24 protein-coding genes are annotated in these 22,096 nt (G+C 33.2%); 14 read left to right on the top strand and 10 right to left on the bottom strand.

Annotated features, from left to right (window positions below; all coding sequences use genetic code 11):
• Nucleotides 1-108: 108 nt before the first annotated feature.
• Both H601_RS0107645 and H601_RS0107650 read left to right on the top strand, forming a co-directional pair.
• Nucleotides 109-360 carry a DUF6364 family protein gene (locus tag H601_RS0107645; RefSeq protein WP_026710956.1) on the top strand — a complete coding sequence of 84 codons (252 nt, stop codon included), beginning with the start codon at nt 109-111 and terminating at the stop codon, nt 358-360.
• Nucleotides 357-770, top strand: coding sequence for a type II toxin-antitoxin system VapC family toxin (locus H601_RS0107650; RefSeq protein ID WP_026710957.1), 414 nt, complete (start codon nt 357-359; stop codon nt 768-770). The genes H601_RS0107645 and H601_RS0107650 overlap by 4 nt, the downstream gene beginning before the upstream one ends.
• 10 nt (nt 771-780) lie before the next feature.
• On the opposite strand, the gene hisS is transcribed toward H601_RS0107650, so the two are convergent.
• Nucleotides 781-2,148, bottom strand: coding sequence for a histidine--tRNA ligase (gene hisS / locus H601_RS0107655; RefSeq protein WP_026710958.1), 1,368 nt, complete (start codon nt 2,146-2,148; stop codon nt 781-783).
• A gap of 178 nt (nt 2,149-2,326) precedes the next feature.
• Between hisS and H601_RS0107660 the strand changes: the two genes are divergently transcribed.
• Nucleotides 2,327-3,577: an ABC transporter permease gene (locus H601_RS0107660; protein ID WP_026710959.1), complete on the top strand. Its 1,251-nt coding sequence runs from the start codon at nt 2,327-2,329 to the stop codon at nt 3,575-3,577.
• A 31-nt stretch (nt 3,578-3,608) separates the two neighbouring features.
• Here the strand turns inward: H601_RS0107660 and prmC are convergent, their stop codons facing one another.
• Together prmC and H601_RS0107670 are read right to left on the bottom strand one after the other, a co-directional pair.
• On the bottom strand, nt 3,609-4,472 hold the full coding sequence (gene prmC, locus H601_RS0107665) for a peptide chain release factor N(5)-glutamine methyltransferase (RefSeq protein ID WP_035655703.1): 864 nt from the start codon (nt 4,470-4,472) through the stop codon (nt 3,609-3,611).
• 3 nt (nt 4,473-4,475) lie between these two features.
• Nucleotides 4,476-4,955 carry a GNAT family N-acetyltransferase gene (locus tag H601_RS0107670; RefSeq protein WP_026710961.1) on the bottom strand — a complete coding sequence of 160 codons (480 nt, stop codon included), beginning with the start codon at nt 4,953-4,955 and terminating at the stop codon, nt 4,476-4,478.
• A gap of 77 nt (nt 4,956-5,032) precedes the next feature.
• Here H601_RS0107670 and ribD point away from each other — a divergent pair, with 77 nt between their 5' ends.
• Genes ribD through H601_RS0107690 form a run of 4 tightly spaced genes read left to right on the top strand, consistent with a single transcriptional unit; the run spans nt 5,033 to nt 8,147 of the window.
• A complete protein-coding gene (ribD, locus tag H601_RS0107675; protein ID WP_035655705.1) occupies nt 5,033-6,073 on the top strand; it encodes a bifunctional diaminohydroxyphosphoribosylaminopyrimidine deaminase/5-amino-6-(5-phosphoribosylamino)uracil reductase RibD in 1,041 nt (346 codons plus the stop codon).
• Entirely contained in the window at nt 6,066-6,674 is a 609-nt protein-coding gene (locus tag H601_RS0107680; protein WP_026710963.1) for an HAD family hydrolase, read from the top strand. The genes ribD and H601_RS0107680 overlap by 8 nt, the downstream gene beginning before the upstream one ends.
• Nucleotides 6,671-7,531 (top strand): EamA family transporter, encoded by an 861-nt coding sequence (locus H601_RS0107685; protein WP_026710964.1) that lies wholly within the window; start codon nt 6,671-6,673, stop codon nt 7,529-7,531. The genes H601_RS0107680 and H601_RS0107685 overlap by 4 nt, the downstream gene beginning before the upstream one ends.
• A 1-nt stretch (nt 7,532) precedes the next feature.
• On the top strand, nt 7,533-8,147 hold the full coding sequence (locus tag H601_RS0107690; RefSeq protein ID WP_026710965.1) for an IMPACT family protein: 615 nt from the start codon (nt 7,533-7,535) through the stop codon (nt 8,145-8,147).
• Here the strand turns inward: H601_RS0107690 and H601_RS0107695 are convergent.
• Nucleotides 8,144-8,560 (bottom strand): acyl-CoA thioesterase, encoded by a 417-nt coding sequence (locus H601_RS0107695; RefSeq protein ID WP_026710966.1) that lies wholly within the window; start codon nt 8,558-8,560, stop codon nt 8,144-8,146. The genes H601_RS0107690 and H601_RS0107695 overlap by 4 nt on opposite strands.
• Before the next feature lie 198 nt (nt 8,561-8,758).
• Between H601_RS0107695 and dnaA the strand changes: the two genes are divergently transcribed.
• The 4 genes from dnaA to H601_RS0107715 all read left to right on the top strand — a co-directional run bounded on the left by dnaA (nt 8,759) and on the right by H601_RS0107715 (nt 12,956).
• Nucleotides 8,759-10,186: a chromosomal replication initiator protein DnaA gene (gene dnaA, locus H601_RS0107700; RefSeq protein WP_026710967.1), complete on the top strand. Its 1,428-nt coding sequence runs from the start codon at nt 8,759-8,761 to the stop codon at nt 10,184-10,186.
• Between the two features lie 62 nt (nt 10,187-10,248).
• Nucleotides 10,249-10,710: a low molecular weight protein-tyrosine-phosphatase gene (locus tag H601_RS0107705; RefSeq protein WP_026710968.1), complete on the top strand. Its 462-nt coding sequence runs from the start codon at nt 10,249-10,251 to the stop codon at nt 10,708-10,710.
• Between the two features lie 75 nt (nt 10,711-10,785).
• Nucleotides 10,786-11,508 (top strand): SAM-dependent methyltransferase, encoded by a 723-nt coding sequence (locus H601_RS0107710; RefSeq protein ID WP_026710969.1) that lies wholly within the window; start codon nt 10,786-10,788, stop codon nt 11,506-11,508.
• 173 nt (nt 11,509-11,681) lie between these two features.
• Nucleotides 11,682-12,956 (top strand): ATP-binding protein, encoded by a 1,275-nt coding sequence (locus tag H601_RS0107715; protein WP_026710970.1) that lies wholly within the window; start codon nt 11,682-11,684, stop codon nt 12,954-12,956.
• 58 nt (nt 12,957-13,014) lie between these two features.
• On the opposite strand, the gene H601_RS0107720 is transcribed toward H601_RS0107715, so the two are convergent.
• The 5 genes from H601_RS0107720 to dapF all read right to left on the bottom strand — a co-directional run bounded on the left by H601_RS0107720 (nt 13,015) and on the right by dapF (nt 17,029).
• The gene (locus tag H601_RS0107720; RefSeq protein WP_026710971.1) at nt 13,015-13,653 is read right to left on the bottom strand and encodes a hypothetical protein; all 639 of its coding nucleotides are present in this window, start codon (nt 13,651-13,653) and stop codon (nt 13,015-13,017) included.
• A gap of 97 nt (nt 13,654-13,750) precedes the next feature.
• Nucleotides 13,751-14,659, bottom strand: a complete 909-nt coding sequence (locus H601_RS0107725) for a DUF2279 domain-containing protein (protein WP_084139951.1) — start codon at nt 14,657-14,659, stop codon at nt 13,751-13,753.
• Complete coding sequence (gene mltG / locus H601_RS0107730; protein ID WP_026710973.1) at nt 14,660-15,697, bottom strand: endolytic transglycosylase MltG; 1,038 nt, start codon at nt 15,695-15,697, stop codon at nt 14,660-14,662.
• 6 nt (nt 15,698-15,703) lie between these two features.
• Entirely contained in the window at nt 15,704-16,234 is a 531-nt protein-coding gene (locus H601_RS0107735; RefSeq protein ID WP_026710974.1) for a GNAT family N-acetyltransferase, read from the bottom strand.
• A 3-nt stretch (nt 16,235-16,237) separates the two neighbouring features.
• The gene (dapF, locus tag H601_RS0107740) at nt 16,238-17,029 is read right to left on the bottom strand and encodes a diaminopimelate epimerase (protein WP_026710975.1); all 792 of its coding nucleotides are present in this window, start codon (nt 17,027-17,029) and stop codon (nt 16,238-16,240) included.
• A 132-nt stretch (nt 17,030-17,161) separates the two neighbouring features.
• Here dapF and H601_RS0107745 point away from each other — a divergent pair, with 132 nt between their 5' ends.
• From H601_RS0107745 to H601_RS0107755, 3 genes are all read left to right on the top strand, one after another.
• Complete coding sequence (locus H601_RS0107745; protein ID WP_026710976.1) at nt 17,162-18,547, top strand: trypsin-like peptidase domain-containing protein; 1,386 nt, start codon at nt 17,162-17,164, stop codon at nt 18,545-18,547.
• Between the two features lie 152 nt (nt 18,548-18,699).
• Nucleotides 18,700-20,151 carry a glyceraldehyde-3-phosphate dehydrogenase gene (locus H601_RS0107750; protein WP_026710977.1) on the top strand — a complete coding sequence of 484 codons (1,452 nt, stop codon included), beginning with the start codon at nt 18,700-18,702 and terminating at the stop codon, nt 20,149-20,151.
• 138 nt (nt 20,152-20,289) lie between these two features.
• Entirely contained in the window at nt 20,290-20,649 is a 360-nt protein-coding gene (locus H601_RS0107755) for a hypothetical protein (protein WP_026710978.1), read from the top strand.
• A gap of 94 nt (nt 20,650-20,743) precedes the next feature.
• On the opposite strand, the gene H601_RS0107760 is transcribed toward H601_RS0107755, so the two are convergent.
• A complete protein-coding gene (locus tag H601_RS0107760) occupies nt 20,744-21,571 on the bottom strand; it encodes a hypothetical protein (RefSeq protein ID WP_156900366.1) in 828 nt (275 codons plus the stop codon).
• Between the last annotated feature and the right edge of the window lie 525 nt (nt 21,572-22,096).

Below are 22,096 nucleotides of genomic sequence, written 5' to 3' on the forward strand. Positions count from 1 at the left end.
AAATCCAACTTCACTTGTTCACCGGTTTGTAAATTTTTCCATCCAAAAATGTTAAAAACAAAAGTTATACGGATGTAATTCATATATTTGTACGTACAACATATCGCTATGGATACAAAATTGACATTAAAATTAAATCAAGAAATCATTGAGAAAGCGAAGGTTTATGCTGCTCAAAAGAAAGTGAGTTTGTCTCGAATTATCGAGAATTACTTGAAATCGCTTACCAATGATACAAAAAATGAGGATTCCATTGAAATCTCTCCATTTGTAAAAAGTATAAAAACCGGTAATTCAATTCCTGCCGATTTGGATTACAAAAAAGAATATGCTGAACATCTTTTGAACAAACATAAATGAGTAAAAAGTTATTCTTAGACACTAACATCATACTTGATTTTCTTGGGGAACGAGAACCTTTTTACCTTCCAAGTGCACAATTGGCAACTTTAGCCGATCACAAAAAAGTAAAATTGATTGCCTCTCCTATTTCATTTGCAACGGTAAATTATTTTCTCACCAAATCGGAAGGAATTTCAAATGCAAAAGAAAAATTGAGAAAGTTTAAAATTCTTTGTGAAATAGCTGTAATGAATGAAAGCATTGTGGAAAAAGCTTTACATTCAGAATTTGAAGATTTTGAAGATTCATTACAATACTTTTGTGCTTTAGATTCAAAATGCGACATCATCATCACTAGAAATCAAAAAGATTTTAAACATTCATTACTACCAATCATGTCGGCAGAAGAATATGTAAAAAGTCTATAAAAATTGTATTCTAGAACAACTCCCTCTTCAACCCCTCAAAATCCAACTTCACTTGTTCACCGGTTTGTAAATTCTTCAAACCAAAACAATTTTGTTCCATCTCCGATTGTCCGGCAATCACCGCAAAAGGTATTCCGCGTTTGTCGGCATGTTGAAATTGTTTAGCGATTTTAGCAGCATCAGGATACAATTCTACTTTGATTCCGCTACGGCGTAAGTTGGAAATCGCTTCCATCGCATACAAACTTTCTTGATTGCCATAATTGATAAAAAGTGCTTTAGTAGTTGCCGTCACCGTTTCCGGGAATAAACCTAATTCTTCCAACACCAAATAAATACGGTCTAATCCAAACGAAATGCCGACACCACTCATATTCTTTAAACCAAAAATACCGGTTAAATCATCATAACGCCCGCCACCACCAATCGAACCCATTGCTACGTGTGGAGCAACGACTTCAAAAATAGCTCCGGTGTAATAATTTAAACCTCTGGCTAACGTAACATCCAAATCAATGATGGCAGTTTGCAAACCTAATTTTTGAATGGTTTCACATATAAATTGAAGCTCCTCTACTCCTTTTTTTCCTTCGTCAGACGAGGCCAACAACTGATTCAACTTTGTAATTTTTTCAGCAACTGTTCCCGAAAATTGAAACAACGGTTGCACTTTTTCGATGGCGAATGCCGAAATTCCTTTTTCAAGCATTTCTTTTTTCACGCCGTCTTCGCCTATTTTGTCTAATTTATCTAACGCGACTGTAAAATCAATTAATTTATCTTTTGCTCCAATCACTTCTGCAATGCCGGATAAAATTTTTCGGTTATTGATTTTGATGGTGGCTCCGCCTAAACCTAATTGGGTGAAAACCGCATCATACAATTGCACCAACTCCACTTCTTGCCACAACGACGTAGAACCTACTACATCGGCATCACATTGATAAAACTCTCTAAACCTTCCTTTTTGCGGACGATCGGCTCTCCAAACCGGTTGAATTTGGTATCGTTTGAACGGAAATTCAATTTCGTTTTGGTGTTGAACCACGTATCGTGCGAAGGGAACGGTTAGGTCGTAACGAAGGGCTTTTTCGGAGATTTTAGAAGTTAGTTTTTTATAATCAATGTTTGATAATTCGTCTTGACTTACTTTATCCAAATAATCCCCCGAATTCAATATCTTAAAAATCAATCGGTCACCTTCTTCCCCGTATTTTCCCATCAACGTCTCTGAATTTTCAAACGAAGGCGTTTCAATTGGCTGAAAACCAAAGACCTCAAAATGATGTTTCATAATCGAACTGATGTAATTGCGTTTCGCCACCTCTGCCGGTGAAAAATCTCTCGTTCCTTTTGGAATACTGGGTTTTTGTGCCATTTTAAAATTATTTCTTTGGATTATAAGGTTCATTTTTGCCCGCTATGCGGGAGATTGCTATTTCGACTTCGTCATCTTGCGGAATGACAAAAATGAAAAGCTCTGCAAATATCTTACTTTTAAAATAATTTTCCTTGTCGCTTGTAACAAAATATGCATAAATGTGACAAATATAAACATGACCGGATTAGTAAAAGAAAACATCAAAATTGCATTAGGTTCCATCAAAACACAATTGTTGCGAACCATTCTAACGATTATCATTATAGCCATTGGAATTACGGCTTTGGTAAGTATTTTGACGGTGGTATCTGCATTGGAAAACACTATTTCTTCTAACTTTTCGATGATGGGAGCCAATACATTTACGATTCGACAATATGAATTAGAAGTGAGAATTGGCAATGGCGGAAGACGTGGAGAACGCGAAATCATAAATCCGATTATTTCCTATCCGGATGCCAAAGCATTTAAAGAGAAATTCAATTATCCTTTTACAACCACATCATTATCCTTTACAGCTACTCCAACAGCTCAAGTGAAATTTGAAAATAAAAAAACAGATCCTGAAATTACCGTGTTGGGTGTTGATGAAAGTTATGCGGCAAACTCGGGATTAGAAGTCGCCACCGGAAGGAATTTTACCGGTTTTGATATTGAAAACAACAATTATGTCTGCGTCGTTGGTTCCGATTTTGAAAAAGGTTTATTGAAAGATGTGAACCCAATTGACAAAACAATTTCTATTCGGGGAGCAAAATTCAAAGTAATTGGCGTATTAAAAGAGAAAGGTTCTACTTTCGGCAATAGTCAAGATTTAAGAGTGTTGATTCCCATTCAAATTGCTCGTTCTGTTTTTACGCAACCAAACATCAATTATAACGTAAGTGTAATGGTGGATAAAAAAGAATTATTGGATGCCGCTATTGACCACGCAACCATAACGATGCGACAAATTAGAAAGCAAAATCCGGTGGAAGATAATAATTTTGGAATCGTGCGAAGTGATGAATTAATCAATCAAATCTTATCGTTGACCAAAGTTTTGAGTGCTTCAGCTTGGATTATTGGTATCATTACTATTTTTGGTTCTTCCATTGCTTTGATGAACATCATGTTGGTTTCTGTAACGGAAAGAACACGTGAAATTGGTGTTAGAAAAGCCTTGGGTGCCAAACGAAAAACGATTGCTTTTCAATTTTTTACCGAAACCATTGTAATTGGTCAATTGGGTGGAATAATCGGAATTATTTTAGGAATTACAATCGGTTCTATCTTTGCTTCAGTGTTAGAATTTGATTTTATCATTCCTTGGATGGCCATTATTGCGGCGGTGATTACCAGCTTTGTTGTGGCATTGGTTTCGGGTTTATATCCCGCGATAAAAGCTTCTAAATTGGATCCTATTGAGGCGTTGCGTTACGAGTAAAAATTGTTCAAAAATCAACATTCGTTATTCTTCATTCGTTAATCAATTGAGCTTTAATCATTCTATCATTTCCATACAAATCTTTCCGTAATTCAATATGCTTAAAGCCTAATTTAGATAACAATTCAACGGTTTCATTCCCTAAATATTGATTGATTTCAAAGAAAAGCAATCCGTTAGGTACAAGATGAAGCAAAGCCAATTCAGCTATTTTTTGATAAAAAACAAGCGGATTTTCATCTGAAACAAAAAGTGCCAAATGCGGTTCATAACCTAAAACATTCGTTTTCATTTCATGCTTTTCTACATGACGCACATATGGCGGATTGGAAACAATTATATCAAATTGCTGTTGCAAATTATCAGTTTCTAAAATATTTTTATGCCAAAAATGTACTTCCGTTTCATTTAATTGTGCATTTTTCTTTGCCACAAATAAAGCTTCTTCAGAAACGTCTAAAGCATAAATTGTGGAAGATTGTAAATTCTTTTTTAAGGCAATCGGAATACAACCCGTGCCGGTTCCAATATCGATAATTGTTGGATTTTGGATATTTTTCTGCTTAATTTTGTCTAAAACCCAAGCCACTAATTCCTCCGTTTCCGGTCTGGGAATAAGCGTAAATTCGTTTACATAAAATCGTAAATCATAAAAAAAAGTTTCACCTAATATATATTGAATTGGTTGTTCTTTTTGTAAAGCTTCCAATACTTTTTCCCAATGGAAAATATCTTCTGATGGGATTTCTTTTTCCGGATGCAAAGCCAAATCAATTCTTTTTAGCTGATGCAATTTTTCCAATGTCAAATAAAAGAAACTTTCAATTTCTTGCGAATCATACAAACCGGAAAGTTGTGTGTGAAAATGAGCTTTTATTTGTTTGAAAGTAGTCATACCCTACAAGATTTTAATCATCCAAACCGGACAAGAAGTATGACCGGTGCATCCCATTGGTTGATCCAAATAATCAAAACCAAATTTCAAATACAGTTTTTGAGCATCTTTCATATACGGCATGGTTTCTAAATAGCATTTTTCATAACCGACTTGTTTGGCAAAAGTGAGGCACTTTTCCATCATTTCAGCACCTAAACCTAAACCCCGAGCTTCCGGTAAAAAGTACATTTTTTGCAATTCACAAATAATACCCGCTTCATTTTCTAATTGATGAATTCCTGCTCCACCGATGATTTTACTCTCTTTTTCTACAACAAAATAATGACTTTTTGATGTAGAATAAGTTTCAAACATGCAATCCAACGATGCATCGGCATAGGCCGTTCCTACTTTTGGCACATTGTGTTCAATGAGTACATCGCGAATGACTTGTGCAACAAATGGATTATCAGCAGGTTGAATGGAGCGAATCTGTGTCATAAAATATTTTTATTTTAAGAAGGTAAAAGTAAAACTATTTCTCCGTTTTTGGGCAAAATGAGTAAATTTGTCCCTCTATGGAAGATGAAAAATTCATGCATCGTTGCCTTCAATTGGCAAAAAACGGTTTGGGAACAACTTACCCCAACCCGATGGTTGGAAGCGTGATTGTTTTTGAAGGCAAAATCATCGGAGAAGGTTGGCATCAAAAAGCAGGTGAACCGCATGCGGAAGTAAATGCCATAAATGCTGTGAAAGACAAATCTTTATTGTCAAAATCCACTATTTATGTGAGTTTAGAGCCTTGCAGTCATTTTGGAAAAACACCACCTTGTAGTGATTTAATTGTGCATCAAAAGATTCCTAGAGTAGTGGTTGGAACGGTTGACCCACATGAAAAAGTGGCCGGAAAAGGCATTGAAAAACTCAGAAAATCAGGTGCTGAAGTAAAAGTTGGGGTGTTAGAAAAAGAATGTTTGGAACTCAATAAACGCTTTTTTACTTTTCATCATTTAAAACGTCCTTATATTATTCTAAAATGGGCAGAAAGTGCCGATGGATATTTGGCTCCGCTTACTAAAACGGAGAAAAAACCGGTTTGGATTACGAATGTATATTCCCGACAATTGGTACACAAATGGCGAACTGAAGAACAAGCCATTTTAGTAGGAACAACTACTGTTTTTGAAGACAATCCCAATTTAAATAGCAGAGATTGGTATGGAAATCAGCCGTTAAGAATTGTATTGGATAGAAAAGGAAAAATTTCAGATGAGTATGAAGTAAAAAATCAACAACAACCCACGTTGATAATTACGGAAGAAGAAAATCACAAAAACAGTGAAAATTGTAACTACGAAACCCTTATCTTTGATCATCAACTTGCTGAAAAAATAGTAAATTTACTTTTTGAAAAGGAAATTCAATCTGTAATTATTGAAGGAGGACGTCAAACGCTTCAAACCTTTATTGACGCTAAATTATGGGATGAAGTGAGAATTTTCAAAGGTGATACTTTATTTCAACAAGGTGTCATAGCTCCCAAGATTGCTTATAAAACCGTGAAAAAAATGAACTTTTTAACCGATGAACTTTTAATTGGCAGAAGACATGATTAATACGATTATTTTTGATTTTGGAGATATTTTTATCAACTTAGACAAACCGGGAATTGATAAAGCTTTTCGAGAACTTGGCCTTACGGAATGGCACAACGATTTAAATGAATTAAATCAACTTTTCGAAATTGGAAAAATTTCTGAACTTGAATTTATCGAAGGTTTTCAGAAACATTTGCCCAATGCATCTATTGAAGATATTCGAAAAGCATGGAACAAAGTTTTAGGCGATTTTCCAGAATATCGTTTGGACTTTTTGCAAAGTTTAAAAGGAAAATATCGTTTGTTTTTATTATCCAATACCGATAAAATTCATATTGACCATTTTGAACACAAAGTAGGAATGTCTTTTTCAAGGGATTTTTATAATTGTTTTGAAAAAGTCTATTTTTCGTATGAAATGGGTGTGCGTAAACCGGATGTAGAAAGCTTCAAACAAGTAATCAACCGCCATGATTTATCGCCTAAACGAACATTATTTGTGGATGACAAAAAAGAAAATACCGATGCCGCCGCTTCAATAGGATTGGAAGTTTGGAACTTACAAGTAGGAAAAGAAGACGTTACTGATTTATTTGCCAAAAAAATTATTAATCTGTGATTTATATTCTATTGAGTGTTGTTTTCAACGCTGTTTTATTTGTTATTCTAAAACTTTTTAGCCGTTATTCCATAAATACACTACAAGCATTAGTGGTCAATTATTTTACCGCTTTTGTGATGGGATTATTTTTTTCCAATCAAGCGTTTCATTATCCTTCTATCGTTGAAAAATCATGGTATCCCGGAAGTTTTTTCTTGGGCTTTTTATTCATCAGTGTGTTTTACGCCACCGCCATTACATCACAACGAAACGGACTTTCAGTTGCCTCAGTAGCCTCAAAAATGTCAGTAATCATCCCAATCAGTTTTGGCATCGCATTATTCGGTGATTCTTTAACCATTTTTAAAGTTATTGGAATCGTGCTGGCGTTACTTGCGGTTTATTTTACTTCCAAAAAAGAAGAAGGAGCTGTAACCGAATCTAAAAGTTTGTTGTACCCGCTTTTGGTATTTTTTGGTGCAGGAGCCATCGATACCAGTTTAAAAATATTACAAAATGATTATTTGCCTGAAAATGAGATTGCTTTGTTTTCCTCACACACCTTTTTGATGGCTTTTTCGATTGGTATTATATTAATAGGTGTAAACATTTTCAAATTCAACATGAAAATTACCGGTAAAAATATCCTAGCCGGAATCATATTGGGTATTCCTAATTATTTTTCTTTATATTATTTGGTAAAAATGCTCGACAGTGAAATGTTTGAAAGTTCAACCATATTTACTATTCACAATGTTGCCATCGTTATGGTTTCTACTTTGGCAGGAATTTTATTCTTCAAAGAAAAAATTTCAAAAAGAAACGGAATCGGAATTGGCCTGGCTTTATTAGCAATACTGTTAGTGACCGGATAGCATGGAAGAGGCTAAAGATACATATCGCACAATAGCTGAACCTTCAAATGAAGTTTTATTCAAAGAAAAAAACAGCAAATTTTTTGGTTATGCCTTTCCGATTCAAAAAGAAGAGGAAGTTAAACTTCATTTAGAACAACTCAAAAAGCAACATTTTTCTGCTCGTCATTGGTGCTATGCTTATCAAATGGGAACAGACAAAATTAGTTATCGAGCCAATGATGATGGTGAACCCAACAATAGTGCCGGTATGCCGATTTACGGACAAATTCAATCTTTTGACGTAACCAATGTTTTAATAGTAGTTGTTCGTTATTTTGGTGGAGTAAAATTAGGCGTTGGCGGATTGATTTCTGCTTACAAAACGGCAGCACAAATGGCGTTAGAAAATGCAATCATTATTGAAAAAACTATTGATGTACAGTTTCAACTTTTTTTTGAGTATAAAAACATGAATAAAGTGATGCGAATTATAAAAGAAAAAAACTTGGAAATCATCCATCAAGAACTGACCGAAAATTGTATTTTGACTATTTCAACTCGAAAAAAAAATGCCGAAAAAGTATTCGACATTTTTAGTAATTTATTTGAAGTGGAAATTAAAACGATTGCTTAGTTTTCGATTTGTTCCATTTTGTGAAGAATAGCCTTAATATTTTCCGGTGGCAAAGTCGGTTTTCCTGTTTTAATGTCTACAAAAACCAAAACAAAATTTGCAGTTGTTAATAACTCACCATTTTCGTTCTCAATTTTACATTCAAATTCTATCTTTACTGAGCTTTGATTTTTGAATGTGGTTCTCACCGTCAACAAATCATCATAACGTGCTGGTTTTTTGTAGTTTATATTGATATTAACGATGGGCAAAGCGATTCCGTTTTCTTCCATACTTTTGTAAGAGATGCCATGATTTCTGAGCCATTCCACTCTACCTATCTCAAAATAAGGCAAATAGTTGCCATGATAAACCACTCCCATTTGATCGGTTTCTGAATAACGCACTCTAACTTGTAATTGATGTTCTTTCATACTTTTCTGTAATATTTTTCTTTAGTAATAGCGAAGCCCTTAATTGGTCTTTACAATAATATTTTTATAAAATCAATAGTAAATAATTTTTTTTTACACTTTTTTGTTCACATATTTGTTATCCCAAAAGTTGATAAAGAAACAGTCTGTTTTCTTTGTAAGTTAACCTTTAATAAACAACAATAATTTATAAAAAATATGAGCAAAACTGCGGAATCGGTATGGGAAAACTGTCTATCTTTTATAAAAGACAATATTCAGGAACAAGCCTACAAAACTTGGTTCGAACCGATTAAGTCTGTTGAACTCACGGACAATGCTTTATACATTCAAGTACCGAGCAAATTTTTCTATGAATGGTTAGAGGAACACTATGTTAAATTACTAAAAGTGGCCTTAACCAAAGAACTTGGGAAAAATGCAAAGTTACTGTATAAAATTAAAATGGAAAACACTTATGGCAATAAACAACCGTTTACAGAACAACTGCCAAGTGCTCACAGAAGTCCGGTTAAACCACAAGATGTTGATGCTCCGTTAAAAAACATCAGTCCTGAACTTAAAAATCCATTTGTAATTCCTGGAATTCGCAATGTTAAAATTGAATCGCAATTAAATGCCAATTACAGTTTTGACAATTTTTTAGAAGGTGATTCCAATCGTTTGGCTCGTTCTGCCGGAATGGCGGTAGCAAACAAACCGGGAGGAACTTCTTTCAATCCATTATTGATATTTGGTGGAGTTGGTTTAGGAAAAACGCACTTAGCTCACGCAATTGGTGTTGAAATCAAAGATAAATATCCAGACAAAACGGTTTTATATATTTCTGCTGAAGTTTTTACGCAACAATATATTGATTCGGTAAAGAAAAATACACGAAATGATTTCATTCATTTCTATCAATTAATTGATGTGCTAATTATTGACGATGTTCAGTTTTTATCCGGAAAATCAGGAACACAAGATGTATTCTTCCACATTTTCAATTACTTGCATCAAAATGGCAAACAAGTTATTTTGACTTCTGATAAAGCTCCGGTTGACATGCAAGATATTGAACAACGTTTATTATCGCGTTTCAAATGGGGATTATCCGCAGAATTACACCAACCTGATTATGAAACACGTATTTCTATCTTAAAAAATATTTTATACCGTGACGGTGTAGAAATGCCGGATGAAATTGTGGAATATGTTGCCCGAAATATCAAAACAAATGTTCGTGAGTTAGAAGGAGCAATTATTTCTTTGATTGCACAATCTTCTTTTAACAAAAAAGAAGTTACATTAGATTTAGCAAAGAGTATTGTGGAGAAATTTGTTAAAAATGTAAAACGTGAAATTTCAATTGACTACATTCAAAAAGTAGTTTCAGACTATTTCCAATTAGACGTTGATACCTTACAAAGTAAAACCAGAAAACGTCATGTGGTGCAAGCCAGACAATTAGCCATGTTTTTTGCAAAGAAATTTACGAAAGCTTCGTTGGCTAATATTGGGTCGCAAATTGGTGACCGCGACCACGCAACCGTTTTACATGCTTGCAAAACCGTTGACAATTTAGTAACTACTGATAAGCAATTCAGAAAATTTGTGGATGACATCCATAAAAAACTTTCCTTATAACATGATGATTTCAGGATTCTTTCTATTTTTGAATCCTGAAATCGTAATGTAAATTCTACAATATGCCTGTAAAAATTTTAATGGTCTGTTTAGGTAACATTTGCCGTTCACCTTTGGCAGAGGGAATCCTAGCTTCTAAACTTCCTATGGATCAATTTGTTGTTGACTCAGCCGGAACCGGACATTGGCATATTGGTAATCCGCCTGATAAACGTTCAATTTTTACGGCTCAAAAAAACGGTATTGACATCACGCATCAAAGAGGAAAATTATTTAAAACTTCTTTTTATGATGAGTTTGATTTTATCTACGTAATGGATACCAACAATTATGAAGACGTAATTAAAATGGCTCGAAATGATGAAGATAAAAAAAAGGTGCAACTCATTTTAGATGAATTATTTCCGGGCGAAAATGTGGATGTACCAGACCCTTATCATGGATTTCAAAGTAACTTTGATCAAGTTTATGAAATGTTAGAAGAAGCTTGTGAAAGTATTGCCAATAAGCTTTTAAAAAAATAATGTAAAAGTTACAAAAACTTTTTCTCATAAAACCTGACAGGTTTGAAAACCTGTCAGGTTTCAAATAAAATCAACATGAAACCCATCTCTTTTTTAGGAAAGCTCTATTTAATTCCCACCACTTTAGGTGAAGTGGCTCCAGATGATGTGTTGCCACAAACTGTTAAAAGAGCGATCGATTTTATTCAAGATTATGTGGTGGAAAATGAAAAAACAGCTCGTCGTTTCATTAAATCGGTCAATCCAGAAAAAGTTCAAGCGAATTTGCGAATCAGTGTTTTAAACAAGCATACTGAAATTGCTGAACATGCTGCTATGATTCAACCTTGTTTAGATGGCAGAAATGTAGGTTTAATGAGTGAAGCCGGTTGCCCCGGTGTAGCCGATCCGGGAGCTGTGATTGTGAAATTAGCTCATGAAAGAGGAATTCAAGTGGTACCGTTGGTTGGACCATCTTCTATCCTACTCGCTTTAATGGGTTCAGGGATGAATGGTCAAAGTTTTGCTTTTAATGGTTATCTACCTATTGATAAAGGTGAAAAAAAAGCAATGTTGAAAAATTTGGAACGCTTGTCATTTGAAAAAAATCAAGCCCAAATTTTCATAGAAACTCCTTATCGAAACAATAAATTATTGGAAGATATTTTACAATCGTTACAAAATTCTACTCGACTTTGCATTGCAACGGATATTACTTTACCAACTGAATACATCAAAACCCTTTCAATAAACGATTGGAAAAAAACAAAGGTCGATTTACACAATCGACCAACAATTTTTATTATCCAAAAATCGTAAAACACTCTATTTCATTACTTTAATTTAATAAGTCGATAATTTGATTTTAAATTTTTCGACTCTAGAAAATATTTTAATTATAAAATTATTCGAGTATAAAAGATTAATTTATATTTTTATAAAAATATTCGAATATAAAAGATTATTTTGTAATTTTACAAAAATTTTCAAATATGGAAGATAATTTTGATAGTTTAAAAAAATATAATTTTTGGAATGGTAACCTACCGCAATTAGGTTTTGAAAGAGAAACATATACCAATTCGATACTAGAATACACGGGTAATAAACTCATAAAAGTGTTAGTAGGTCAACGTAGAGTTGGGAAAAGTTACCTATTGCGACAACTTGCCAATAAACTAATGCAACAAGGTGTAAATGCTAAGAATATATTTTATTTAAACAAAGAATTTACCGATTTTGATACTATTTCAAGTTACCGAGATGTAGAAAAATTAATTGAAATCTATCGATCAAAAACACATCCTGTTGGCAAGATATACCTTTTTATTGATGAAATTCAAAACATTGAAGGATGGGAACATTTTGCGAATTCGTATTCTCAAAATTATGTAGATGATTACGAACTTTTCATAAGTGGTTCCAATTCAAAAATGCTTTCCGGAGAGTTAGCAACACTTCTTTCCGGTAGATATGTAACTTTTGAGATATTTCCATTTAGTTTTAATGAATTTTCTGAAGCAACAGCAAAAGAACCAAGTAAATTGACGTATATAGAATACATGGAAAGCGGCGGTTTACCGGAATTATTCATTTTACCTAATGAACAAACGAAACGAAATTATATTTCTGCCATTAAAGACTCTGTTTTATTACGTGATGTCATACAACGTTATAACATTAAAGACCCAAAATTATTAGAAGATATTTTTGTTTTCATGGTTAACAACGCATCAAATCTTGTTTCTATAAATAACATTGTCAATTTTTTTAAAAGCAATAATCGAAAAACCACCTATGATACGGTTTCAAATTATATTGAATATATAATAGACACCTTTCTGGTTCATAAAGTTGAACGCTATGACATCAAAGGAAAAGATATTATTTTGGGAAATTGTAAATATTATATAAATGACTTATCATTTAAAAATTATTTATACCAAGGCTTTAGTTTCGGAATAGGTTATAAACTTGAAAATTTAGTTTATTTGGAACTTCGTAGGTTAGGATTTAATGTTTATACAGGAGCTTTAAAAAACAAAGAAATTGATTTTATTGCGAAAAAAGGGGATCGTGTTATCTATTTTCAAGTGACATACATACTCGAAAACGAAAACACAATCATACGAGAATATTCGCCTTTGCAAAACATTTCAGATAATTATGAAAAAATTGTAATTTCATTAGATGATATTGCTTTCCCTTCTAATGAGGGAATTTTACATATTCAAGCTTGGAAATTGAATGATTTGTTGGGAGTTTAGTAAAAAAAGGTCGATTTACACAACCGACCTACTATCTTTATAATTCAAAAAAGTTGATTTATTTTACTTTTGCATTTTTATTCGCCACAATATGCGAAGTATCATATCCACCAAATTTTTTGATATACGTTTTGATAGAAGTACCAAAACCATCTTTTATACTTCTATTTCCATTACTTTTTAGAAACTTTTTTACCGAACCGGCACCGCCTAAATGAGCCGCTGCCAATAATCCGGATTCCGTAATGACAACTCCATTGATTGTTTTTCCTTCGTATTTTTCAATTTCATCACGCAAAATCCATTTGTTTACAGACATTAAAGCATTAAAAGCTTTTTCTTGAAGTTGAGGAGTACGCATAAAATGAAGACTATCATTCACACCTAAAGTACGAAGTGTACCAATTCCAAATTGGTATTTTCCCATATAACCAAAAGAATTGACCAAATGGTATTTCCCTTGTGATTCTTTAAATGCTAAATCTTGTTTGAATCCGGCATAGGTTTTTCCGGTTTGTGGGAAAATGACATTTTTATATTCTAATTCTTCAGCTGTTGGAACAGTATAATGTAAAACTTCATCTGATTCATCAACATAAAACCAATTTAAATTTTCAAATTGATAAGGTTTGAAACCTGTACTGATTATTGCTACAATAACGACAATACTAGAATAAAAATACCATTTTTTTGACATAGAAAGTTATTTCTCAAGTGCTGTCACCCTCTTGAATTTCACCGGTGCAAATATACAACTTATTTTATAAAATTGACAATCAGCAAGTTAATATTTTCTAAAAGTAAATAAAGTAGCCTTTAACCTTTCCTGAACCGTTGATTTCAAACGTTGGAGCGGGAATTTTGATGGTGTTAAAAAGTGAAAAAACAGTCTTTAAAAAATGTGATTTTGTTTCAATTTTAGATAAATCGACATCCAAACTGAGATAAAATTGTCTATTTCTTTCAATATCAAATGCAATATTTGATGCATTTGAATTACTTGAAATCATTCCATCTGCTCCATATCCAAAAGCAACATTCAACCATTTCGGAATTTTTGTTGTTTTAGCAAACGAATAAACATTGGCCGACAACCAATAGGTTTGACCATTATAATCTTTCAAAATTTGTTCACTAACACTTTTTCCTAATAATTCCGGTCGCAAATCAGCATATTTAGTGGTGTGAAAAGAAAATTTCGGAATAATTCGCTGTTCATTCCACAACAATTCTTGAGAAACATTTAAAGCTGTTCCGGTAGCATTGGCAGCAACATCACCCCAAGAAAATCCCCATTCAGCAGAATGTGCATCAAACATTTCAACAGCAGTGAGGAAAACAAAACCATAACCGGCTCCATAAATTAACTGGTCATTCTTTGAAACACCACTCCAATTTAGCATTTCGGCACTCATTCGACCTAAATGATAGGCAGAAAACACATGTCCGGCTTTATCCATTTGAAGCCAATCGTTATTGTCATTTTTGAATTGAAAAGAAGATTTTTCGTAATCGGTATACCAAATTTGATGCAATCCAACCAATGCGGCTGAAGTCAAAACTGCTTCTGAAATTACAACGGCATTTCTTCTTTTGGTATGCAACGTGTCTGATGGTTTGAAAAAATCATCGAATGTAGATTGAGCTACTACTCCATTTGAAAACAGCAAAAAAGGAGCAACTATGAAAAATAAATTTTTCAATTAATTAGTGGTTTGCGTGTTTAACCAAGCTGCATATTTTTTGGCATTCACGTTATGTTGCTCCAAAGTTGTAGCAAATTCGTGATAGCCAAAACGTTCCACACTTGCACAGAAATAGATAAAATCATGCTGCTCCGGATTCAAAACAGCGTCAATTGCATTGACATCCGGCATAAAGATAGGACCGGGAGGCAAACCAACATTTCTATACGTATTATAAGGTGAATCCACTTCTAAATGTTTGTAATAAACGCGTTTAATCACTTGGTTAAAATCATTTGAGGATAATTTATACGCATAAATTACGGTTGGGTCTGCTTGAAGGGGCATGCCAACATTCATACGATTCAAATAGACTTTTGCTACGCGTGGTCGTTCTTCTACTTTGGCCGTTTCTTTTTGAACGATGGAAGCGAGAATGGATACTTGAATAGGCGTTAAACCTAATTTTTCAGCTTTGGCTTTTCGTTCATCATTCCAAAAACGAAAATATTCTTTCGCCATTTGATCTCTAAATTTTACAGCAGATGTATTCCAATAAAATTCAAATGTATTGGGTAAAAGCATCGTAAATACCGTTTCTTCCGTGAAACCGTTTTCTTCTAAAAATGTTGGTTCTTTAAACGCTTGCAACAACTGAATACTATCCGGTTCAATTTGAGAAGCAATTCGACCAACAAAATTTTCCAATCGTTCTTGGTTATTGAACGTTACACGAACAGGAACACTTCTTCGCAAAGCAGAAACAATAGAATTGGTATTCATATTTTTAGTCAACTCAAATTTTCCGGCTTTTATTTCGGTGGAATACCCTCTGCGATTGGCAAGGGTTTCAAATTTATCCATGTCTTTTATATGGGGAGATACAATTGCTTTTACTTCTTCAAAAGTGGCGTCAGTTGGAATGTAAACAGAAACTTTTTCTTCCGAAAAATTAGTATTGGGAGTAAAAACGGTTTGATATACTTTAAAACCGAAATAGGCAACGCCAACTAAAACAGCTAAAGAAACATAAAGAATTATTTTTTTAAAATTCATTTGAAATTATGATTTACGAATTAATTGATAAAGTGCTTCATCTGAATAGATTCCGTTTTGAAAATTCCATTCTTTTTTGATGCCTACACATTCGAAGCCAAAAGTAGTAAAAAGAGCAATACTGGCTTCATTTGTTGTCGCAATATTAGCATACAATTGATGTACCTCCAACCGTTCAAACGCAAAATGTATTAACAATTCTAAGGCTTGTCGACTAAATCCTTTTAGTCTATTTTCTTCATTTTGAATCAAAATGCCAATTCCGGCTCGTTTATTTTTTGGGTCAAAATCAAATAAATCGATTAATCCAATGGCTTGAAAACTGTCATTTTTACAGATTGCCAGTCGCAATTGTTTGGCTTCATAAATATCTTGTTGAGCATTGTCTAAATATTGACGAATCAAAAATCGACTGTAAGGCGTTTGCGTTTGACTGATTTCCCAAACCGATTCGTCATTTTCTAATTGATAAACAAATTCTAAATCTTCCGGTTCTAGTGCTCGAAGATAAATATGTTGCCCCTTAAGTGTTTTCATGAATTAAAAGTTATCGGATTGAATTGTTCCTTCAAACACAAAAGTAGCCGGACCAATCAAAAAAACGTTATGATAGTGATTTCCCTCTTTTTGAAAAGACACTTTTAATTGACCACCTTCCACTAATACATCTATTTCATTGGAAGTGGTTTTCCCTATGGCATTCATGGCAATTGCAGCAGCAGTAACACCAGTTCCACAGGAAAGGGTTTCGTCCTCTACTCCTCTTTCATATGTTCGTACAGCAAAAAGTGAATTCGAAATAATTTCTACAAAATTAACATTGCTCCCTGCTTTTCCATACAGATCACTGTATCGAATTTGGCTACCAATTTCTTTTACCGGAACCGATTTTACATCCTCAACTAACGTGATATGATGTGGCGAACCGGTATTTAAAAACACATAATCAGCAGCTATTTTTATGTCCTCCACATTTTTCATTTGAAGTGAAACGGTACCATCTGCTGAAATTTTGGCATAATGCTCACCATCCACCGCCATAAAAGTAGTTTCTTCATGAATGACATTCAATTGTTTGGCAAAAGCAACGATGCATCTACCACCATTTCCGCACATGGAACTTTCATTACCATCGGAATTATAATAGACCATTTTGAAATCTGAAAATTTGTCATTTTCAAGTAATATCAAACCGTCAGCACCAATACCAAAACGTCTGTCACAAAGCTGTTTGATGAGTTTGGTATTATTTTTGGAGAAAAATTCAGTACGATTATCAATCATGATAAAATCGTTGCCCGTTCCTTGGTATTTAAAAAATTGAATGTTCATTTTATAAAGATATACATTGCAAAAGTACAATTATTTTAAAGAAAAGTTAAGAGCTGTTAAAGAGCGTTAAACCTTATTTGTAAACATAATAAAACGTATAAATTTACATTATTAAACTAAATTAGATAACCCATGAAAAATGTAACCAATTTATTTTTAGTATCATTATTTAGTGGTGCCATCACTTTAGGAGCCTACCATTTATTTTTTGAAAAAGACCAAAACAAAATTGGATTAGTCACAACTGCTCCTTTATATCCAACCAAAAATGTAGGATTAACAGCCGAAGCAATTGATTTTACAGCAGCAGCAGAGAAAGCACTAGAACAAGTTGTTCACGTAAAAAATGTTACGTATCGCACTGTTTACAACCCAATCGATTTCTTTTATGGAAACAGAGGCGGTCAAACGCAACCACAAGTGGGAACCGGTTCAGGCGTAATTATTTCTGAAGATGGTTATGTGGTGACGAATAATCACGTTATTCAAGGTGCGGCTGAATTAGAAATTACTTTAAACAACAAAAAATCATATAAAGCTAAATTAATCGGTACCGACTCAAAAATGGATATCGCACTTTTAAAAGTAGATGCCGATGAAAAATTACCCTATGCTGTTTTTGCTGATTCAGATCAAGTAAAAGTTGGCGAATGGGTGCTAGCGGTTGGTAATCCATATAATTTAAATTCGACAGTTACCGCCGGAATTATTTCTGCGAAAGCAAGAAACTTAGACACAAGCGGAATTCAATCGTTTATTCAAACTGATGCGGTAGTTAATCCGGGTAACAGCGGTGGTGCTTTGGTGAATACACGTGGTGAATTAGTGGGAATCAATACGATGATTTCGTCTAATACCGGTAGTTATGTTGGCTACTCATTTGCTGTTCCATCCAACATTACACGAAAAATAATTGAAGACATCATGGAATTCGGTAATGTGCAAAGAGGAATTTTAGGTATTGAAGGAAGAGAATTAAACGGAGCTGCTTCAAAAGAATTAAACATCAGAGAAACGCAAGGTTTCTATGTCAACAAGGTGACAAAAAATTCTGGTGCTGAAAAAGCCGGTATCAAATCTGGCGATGTGATTATGAAACTAGACAATCAAAACATTACTTCGTTTGCGGAGCTTTCAGGTTATGTGAATACAAAACGTCCGAATGATGAAATTAATGTAACCGTGAATCGTGATGGAAGAAAACTAGTAATTCCGGTAAAATTAACCAAAAAAGAAATTTTAAATTATGAATTTTATGGATTGGAGTTGGAAGATTTGGATGCAACTGACAAACAACGATTCAAATTAAAACAAGGTGTAAAAATCAAAGAAATCACGAATGAAAAACTTGCTCCTTATGCCGAAGAATTAAAAGGAAGTATCATTTTGAGCATTGACGGAGTAAAAGCCACCGATGTAGAAACTATTTCCAGAGGATTAGGGAGCAAAACCGAAAAAGAAGGCGTTCGTGTTGAACTAATGTTACGAAACGGACAAGTAATGAGAATAATTTTGTAAATAGGTTATTGATTTGGGGAAATCCTGCAAAGTAAATCTAATTGACTTTGCAGGATTTTTATTTTGAAAAAAAATGATAAAAAAAGTTTACGAAAACGTTTGAAATCTATACTTTTGCACCAAATTTAACAACAACAACTAATTTGTAAAGCATGAGTAAGATTCCTTCTAATTACGAAAAAGAACTTTCCTTTCAAGCGGACAGAAGAAGAGCCGGAGTAGAATTTATTAAAATCATTAGTGATTTATGGTATGACAAATCCATTGAAATGGTTTTGTTTAGAAACCAATTAATTGACAAAAATGTTTCCGAAATTTTAAACTTGCACGAATATGCTGGAGAATTCGTAGGCAAACCGATTTCTATTTTTGATTCAGTTGAAATTGCTCGTGAAATGTTATCGTTAGATTTACCACCATCGAAACTCGACATTGGAAAATTAACATATGAATACCATTTAGAGGACGATAAATACCACAATACCAAATCATTTGTCATTGATAAATTAAAAAAAGCCAAAGAATCAAATTCCATAAAACCTAAAGATGTGGTTTTATATGGTTTTGGTCGAATTGGTCGTTTGTTAGCCCGAGAATTAATGTCAAAAACCGGAAAAGGTTCTCAACTTCGCTTACGTGCAGTTGTTACCCGTGATAAAAACGATGCTACCAATTTAGAAAAGAGAGCTTCTTTATTGCGTTATGATTCAGTGCATGGTGATTTTCAGGGTTCTGTAACGGCTGATTTAGAAAACAATGCGTTGCTCATCAATGGTACAACAGTACACATGATTTCGGCTAATTCACCGGAAGAAATCGATTATACAGCGTATGGAATTGAAGATGCATTGATTATTGATAATACCGGAGCCTTCACTACAGAGGAGGCATTGAAAAGACATTTGACTTCAAAAGGTGCTTCAAAAGTGTTGCTAACCGCTCCGGGAAAAGGAGTGCCAAATATTGTGTATGGTGTAAATCATAAAGAGCACAATCCTGATAAAGTGGATATTTTCTCCGCAGCTTCTTGTACTACAAATGCCATTACGCCTATTTTAAAAGTAGTTGAAGATACTTTAGGCGTTGTAAAAGGTCATTTGGAAACCATTCATGCGTACACGAATGACCAAAATTTGGTGGACAATATGCACAAAAAATACCGTAGAGGTCGTGCCGCTGCTTTGAATATGGTAATTACTGAAACAGGAGCCGGAAGTGCTGTGGCAAAAGCTTTACCAAGTTTAGCTGGAAAATTAACGTCAAACGCTATTCGTGTACCGGTGCCAAATGGTTCTTTAGTGGTGTTGAATTTAGAGGTAAACAAAGAATCTTCAGTTGCTGAAATCAATGACATTATGAAAAAATATGCCTTAGAAGGTGATTTAGTAGAACAAATTAAATATTCGTTAAACAACGAATTGGTTTCCTCTGATATTGTGGGAACAAATGCTCCTTCTATTTACGATAGCAATGCTACCATTGTATCAGCTGATGGAAAAAATATTGTCTTATATATTTGGTACGATAATGAATTTGGTTATAGTCACCAAGTAATTCGTTTGGCTAAATACATTTCAAAAGTACAACGCTTCGCATATTACTAAACTAACTAAATACTTTTTTAAAAACCGCTTTAACGTGAAGTTAAGCGGTTTTTTTTATTATTTCAACAAAAAGTTATAGCTAAACACAATTATTTCAGGTATTTACGTTATATTGCATACGATTTAACCCAAAATCTCATGAAATACCTACTATTCTTAGTGCTTATCAGCACTCAGCTTGCTTTTTCGCAAGAATCAATTCGAACCTATCGGCACGGTCAAAACGGCATGGAATTAATTGCCAAGTCAAAATCAGAAACAGTTATCATTAGCACATTCAATGCAAAAATGGATATTCGTCAAGATATTGCCCGCAAACTCTATCAATTGTTTAAAGAGAAAAAAGTAGCAAATAATGCTCTTTTAACCGTCATTGGAAAAGAAGCCAATGTCATTGGAAAATGCCTTATCAAAAAAAGTGGCAATCTAACTTCTTTAGAGTTTTACTACGAAAAAGTATTTTGGCACAATGGTGAAGTGGAAAAATATGGTAGGTAGATCAACTACTTGGTTAAAATTACTGTAATGTCTAAACATAAAAAAACTCCTGAAATTCAGGAGTTTTTTATACTATATGATTAAAAATAGGATTCTAGTTAACACAGTAACAAACTTTTATTTTGGCTCGTTCATGTAATTTCAATATTTGTGATGATAATTCGATTAGCTCTAAATTTGTATTAAAATTAATAATATTAAAATTTACTGGTTTACTCTTTATGTACTTTATATAATTCGAATACAATAAATTATCCTCAAATGTTACAAAAACGACATTAAAATTTGATTCAATTTCAGACCAAAAACCTTGATTTTCAAAGGATATTTTTTTATCTTTAAAATTAATACCTTCATTTGTAACTTTTAAACATTCTATTTTTTTATTTAAGAGTTGTTCATCAATAATTTCTTGTTGTAATGAATAAACTGCGGTTGTTACATTTTTAATTGGAAAGACACTTGTTTCTGGTGTTGGAAGAAAATCATCATGTTTGACTTGATTTTCTGCATTAATTTCTTCCATTTCTTGATTAGTATATTGGTATTTTGGTGCACTAAATTTAAAAAATGATGGAGCAAGTTTTGTTTTCAAACCAATTACATCATTACTTTCATTTGAATTAGCTAAATTACAACGTAGAATAACTACTGGATTAGCTGCTGAAGAAATTTCTGTAAAAACTTTATCAAAAAAATTAAATTTTGTATTAATATCAATAAACAAATGAATGTTTTTAAATTCTCCAAAAGTAACGGTATAATCCAAATTGAGGTCTTTATAATTCCCTAATAATCTCTCTTTTAGATCATAAATCATAATAGTATCACCATCAAATGTTATGATATTATCATTTGAAATTGTAATGGAATGAAAGGGAATTCCACGCACTCTAAAATTATTATGCTCAATTTTTGGCAACGTAATTTGATTTTGTGAAATTGAGAAATTAAAACACAAAAGAACAAAAATCTTTATTTTACGCATAATTAACTAAAATAGATATAAAAAAAAGAGCACTTAACTAATTTCACAATAACCTATCAGGATAAAAGACGTTTTCTCCAAAACTGTTGTAACCATGCTCCGCAAACGTCTCATATCTTTACAAAGTAAACAAATAAGGTTGTAATAACTACCAAGGTCTAGATACATTTTTATGATATTGTTCGGGAGGAATATCAACCTTATTTTAATCATATATTGAATTTGAATTAGTACTTAAACACTTTATTTTTATATAGAGATGTTGCATAAAATATGAGATAAAATCCAATATGATTTTGTTTACTTAACATTTTTAAATTTTTGAAATATGCTAAAGTATTCTGTTGGACTTGACGTTTCAAGTAAAAAAATTGATTGTTGTATTAGTGTTATTGACATTAATCAAAGAGTAACTGTAAAATCCAGTATTTCTATTTCCAATGATTTAAAAGGGTTTAA

This window comes from Flavobacterium filum DSM 17961 (assembly GCF_000425465.1).
GTDB lineage: Bacteria > Bacteroidota > Bacteroidia > Flavobacteriales > Flavobacteriaceae > Flavobacterium > Flavobacterium filum.

Coding starts and splice junctions, on each gene's coding strand:
- H601_RS0107645 (WP_026710956.1), top strand. CDS start 109: ATGGATACAAAATTGACATTAAAATTAAATCAAGAAATCATTGAGAAA.
- H601_RS0107650 (WP_026710957.1), top strand. CDS start 357: ATGAGTAAAAAGTTATTCTTAGACACTAACATCATACTTGATTTTCTT.
- hisS (WP_026710958.1), bottom strand. CDS start 2,148: ATGGCACAAAAACCCAGTATTCCAAAAGGAACGAGAGATTTTTCACCG.
- H601_RS0107660 (WP_026710959.1), top strand. CDS start 2,327: ATGACCGGATTAGTAAAAGAAAACATCAAAATTGCATTAGGTTCCATC.
- prmC (WP_035655703.1), bottom strand. CDS start 4,472: ATGACTACTTTCAAACAAATAAAAGCTCATTTTCACACACAACTTTCC.
- H601_RS0107670 (WP_026710961.1), bottom strand. CDS start 4,955: ATGACACAGATTCGCTCCATTCAACCTGCTGATAATCCATTTGTTGCA.
- ribD (WP_035655705.1), top strand. CDS start 5,033: ATGGAAGATGAAAAATTCATGCATCGTTGCCTTCAATTGGCAAAAAAC.
- H601_RS0107680 (WP_026710963.1), top strand. CDS start 6,066: ATGATTAATACGATTATTTTTGATTTTGGAGATATTTTTATCAACTTA.
- H601_RS0107690 (WP_026710965.1), top strand. CDS start 7,533: ATGGAAGAGGCTAAAGATACATATCGCACAATAGCTGAACCTTCAAAT.
- H601_RS0107695 (WP_026710966.1), bottom strand. CDS start 8,560: ATGAAAGAACATCAATTACAAGTTAGAGTGCGTTATTCAGAAACCGAT.
- dnaA (WP_026710967.1), top strand. CDS start 8,759: ATGAGCAAAACTGCGGAATCGGTATGGGAAAACTGTCTATCTTTTATA.
- H601_RS0107705 (WP_026710968.1), top strand. CDS start 10,249: ATGCCTGTAAAAATTTTAATGGTCTGTTTAGGTAACATTTGCCGTTCA.
- H601_RS0107710 (WP_026710969.1), top strand. CDS start 10,786: ATGAAACCCATCTCTTTTTTAGGAAAGCTCTATTTAATTCCCACCACT.
- H601_RS0107715 (WP_026710970.1), top strand. CDS start 11,682: ATGGAAGATAATTTTGATAGTTTAAAAAAATATAATTTTTGGAATGGT.
- H601_RS0107720 (WP_026710971.1), bottom strand. CDS start 13,653: ATGTCAAAAAAATGGTATTTTTATTCTAGTATTGTCGTTATTGTAGCA.
- mltG (WP_026710973.1), bottom strand. CDS start 15,697: ATGAATTTTAAAAAAATAATTCTTTATGTTTCTTTAGCTGTTTTAGTT.
- H601_RS0107735 (WP_026710974.1), bottom strand. CDS start 16,234: ATGAAAACACTTAAGGGGCAACATATTTATCTTCGAGCACTAGAACCG.
- dapF (WP_026710975.1), bottom strand. CDS start 17,029: ATGAACATTCAATTTTTTAAATACCAAGGAACGGGCAACGATTTTATC.
- H601_RS0107745 (WP_026710976.1), top strand. CDS start 17,162: ATGAAAAATGTAACCAATTTATTTTTAGTATCATTATTTAGTGGTGCC.
- H601_RS0107750 (WP_026710977.1), top strand. CDS start 18,700: ATGAGTAAGATTCCTTCTAATTACGAAAAAGAACTTTCCTTTCAAGCG.
- H601_RS0107755 (WP_026710978.1), top strand. CDS start 20,290: ATGAAATACCTACTATTCTTAGTGCTTATCAGCACTCAGCTTGCTTTT.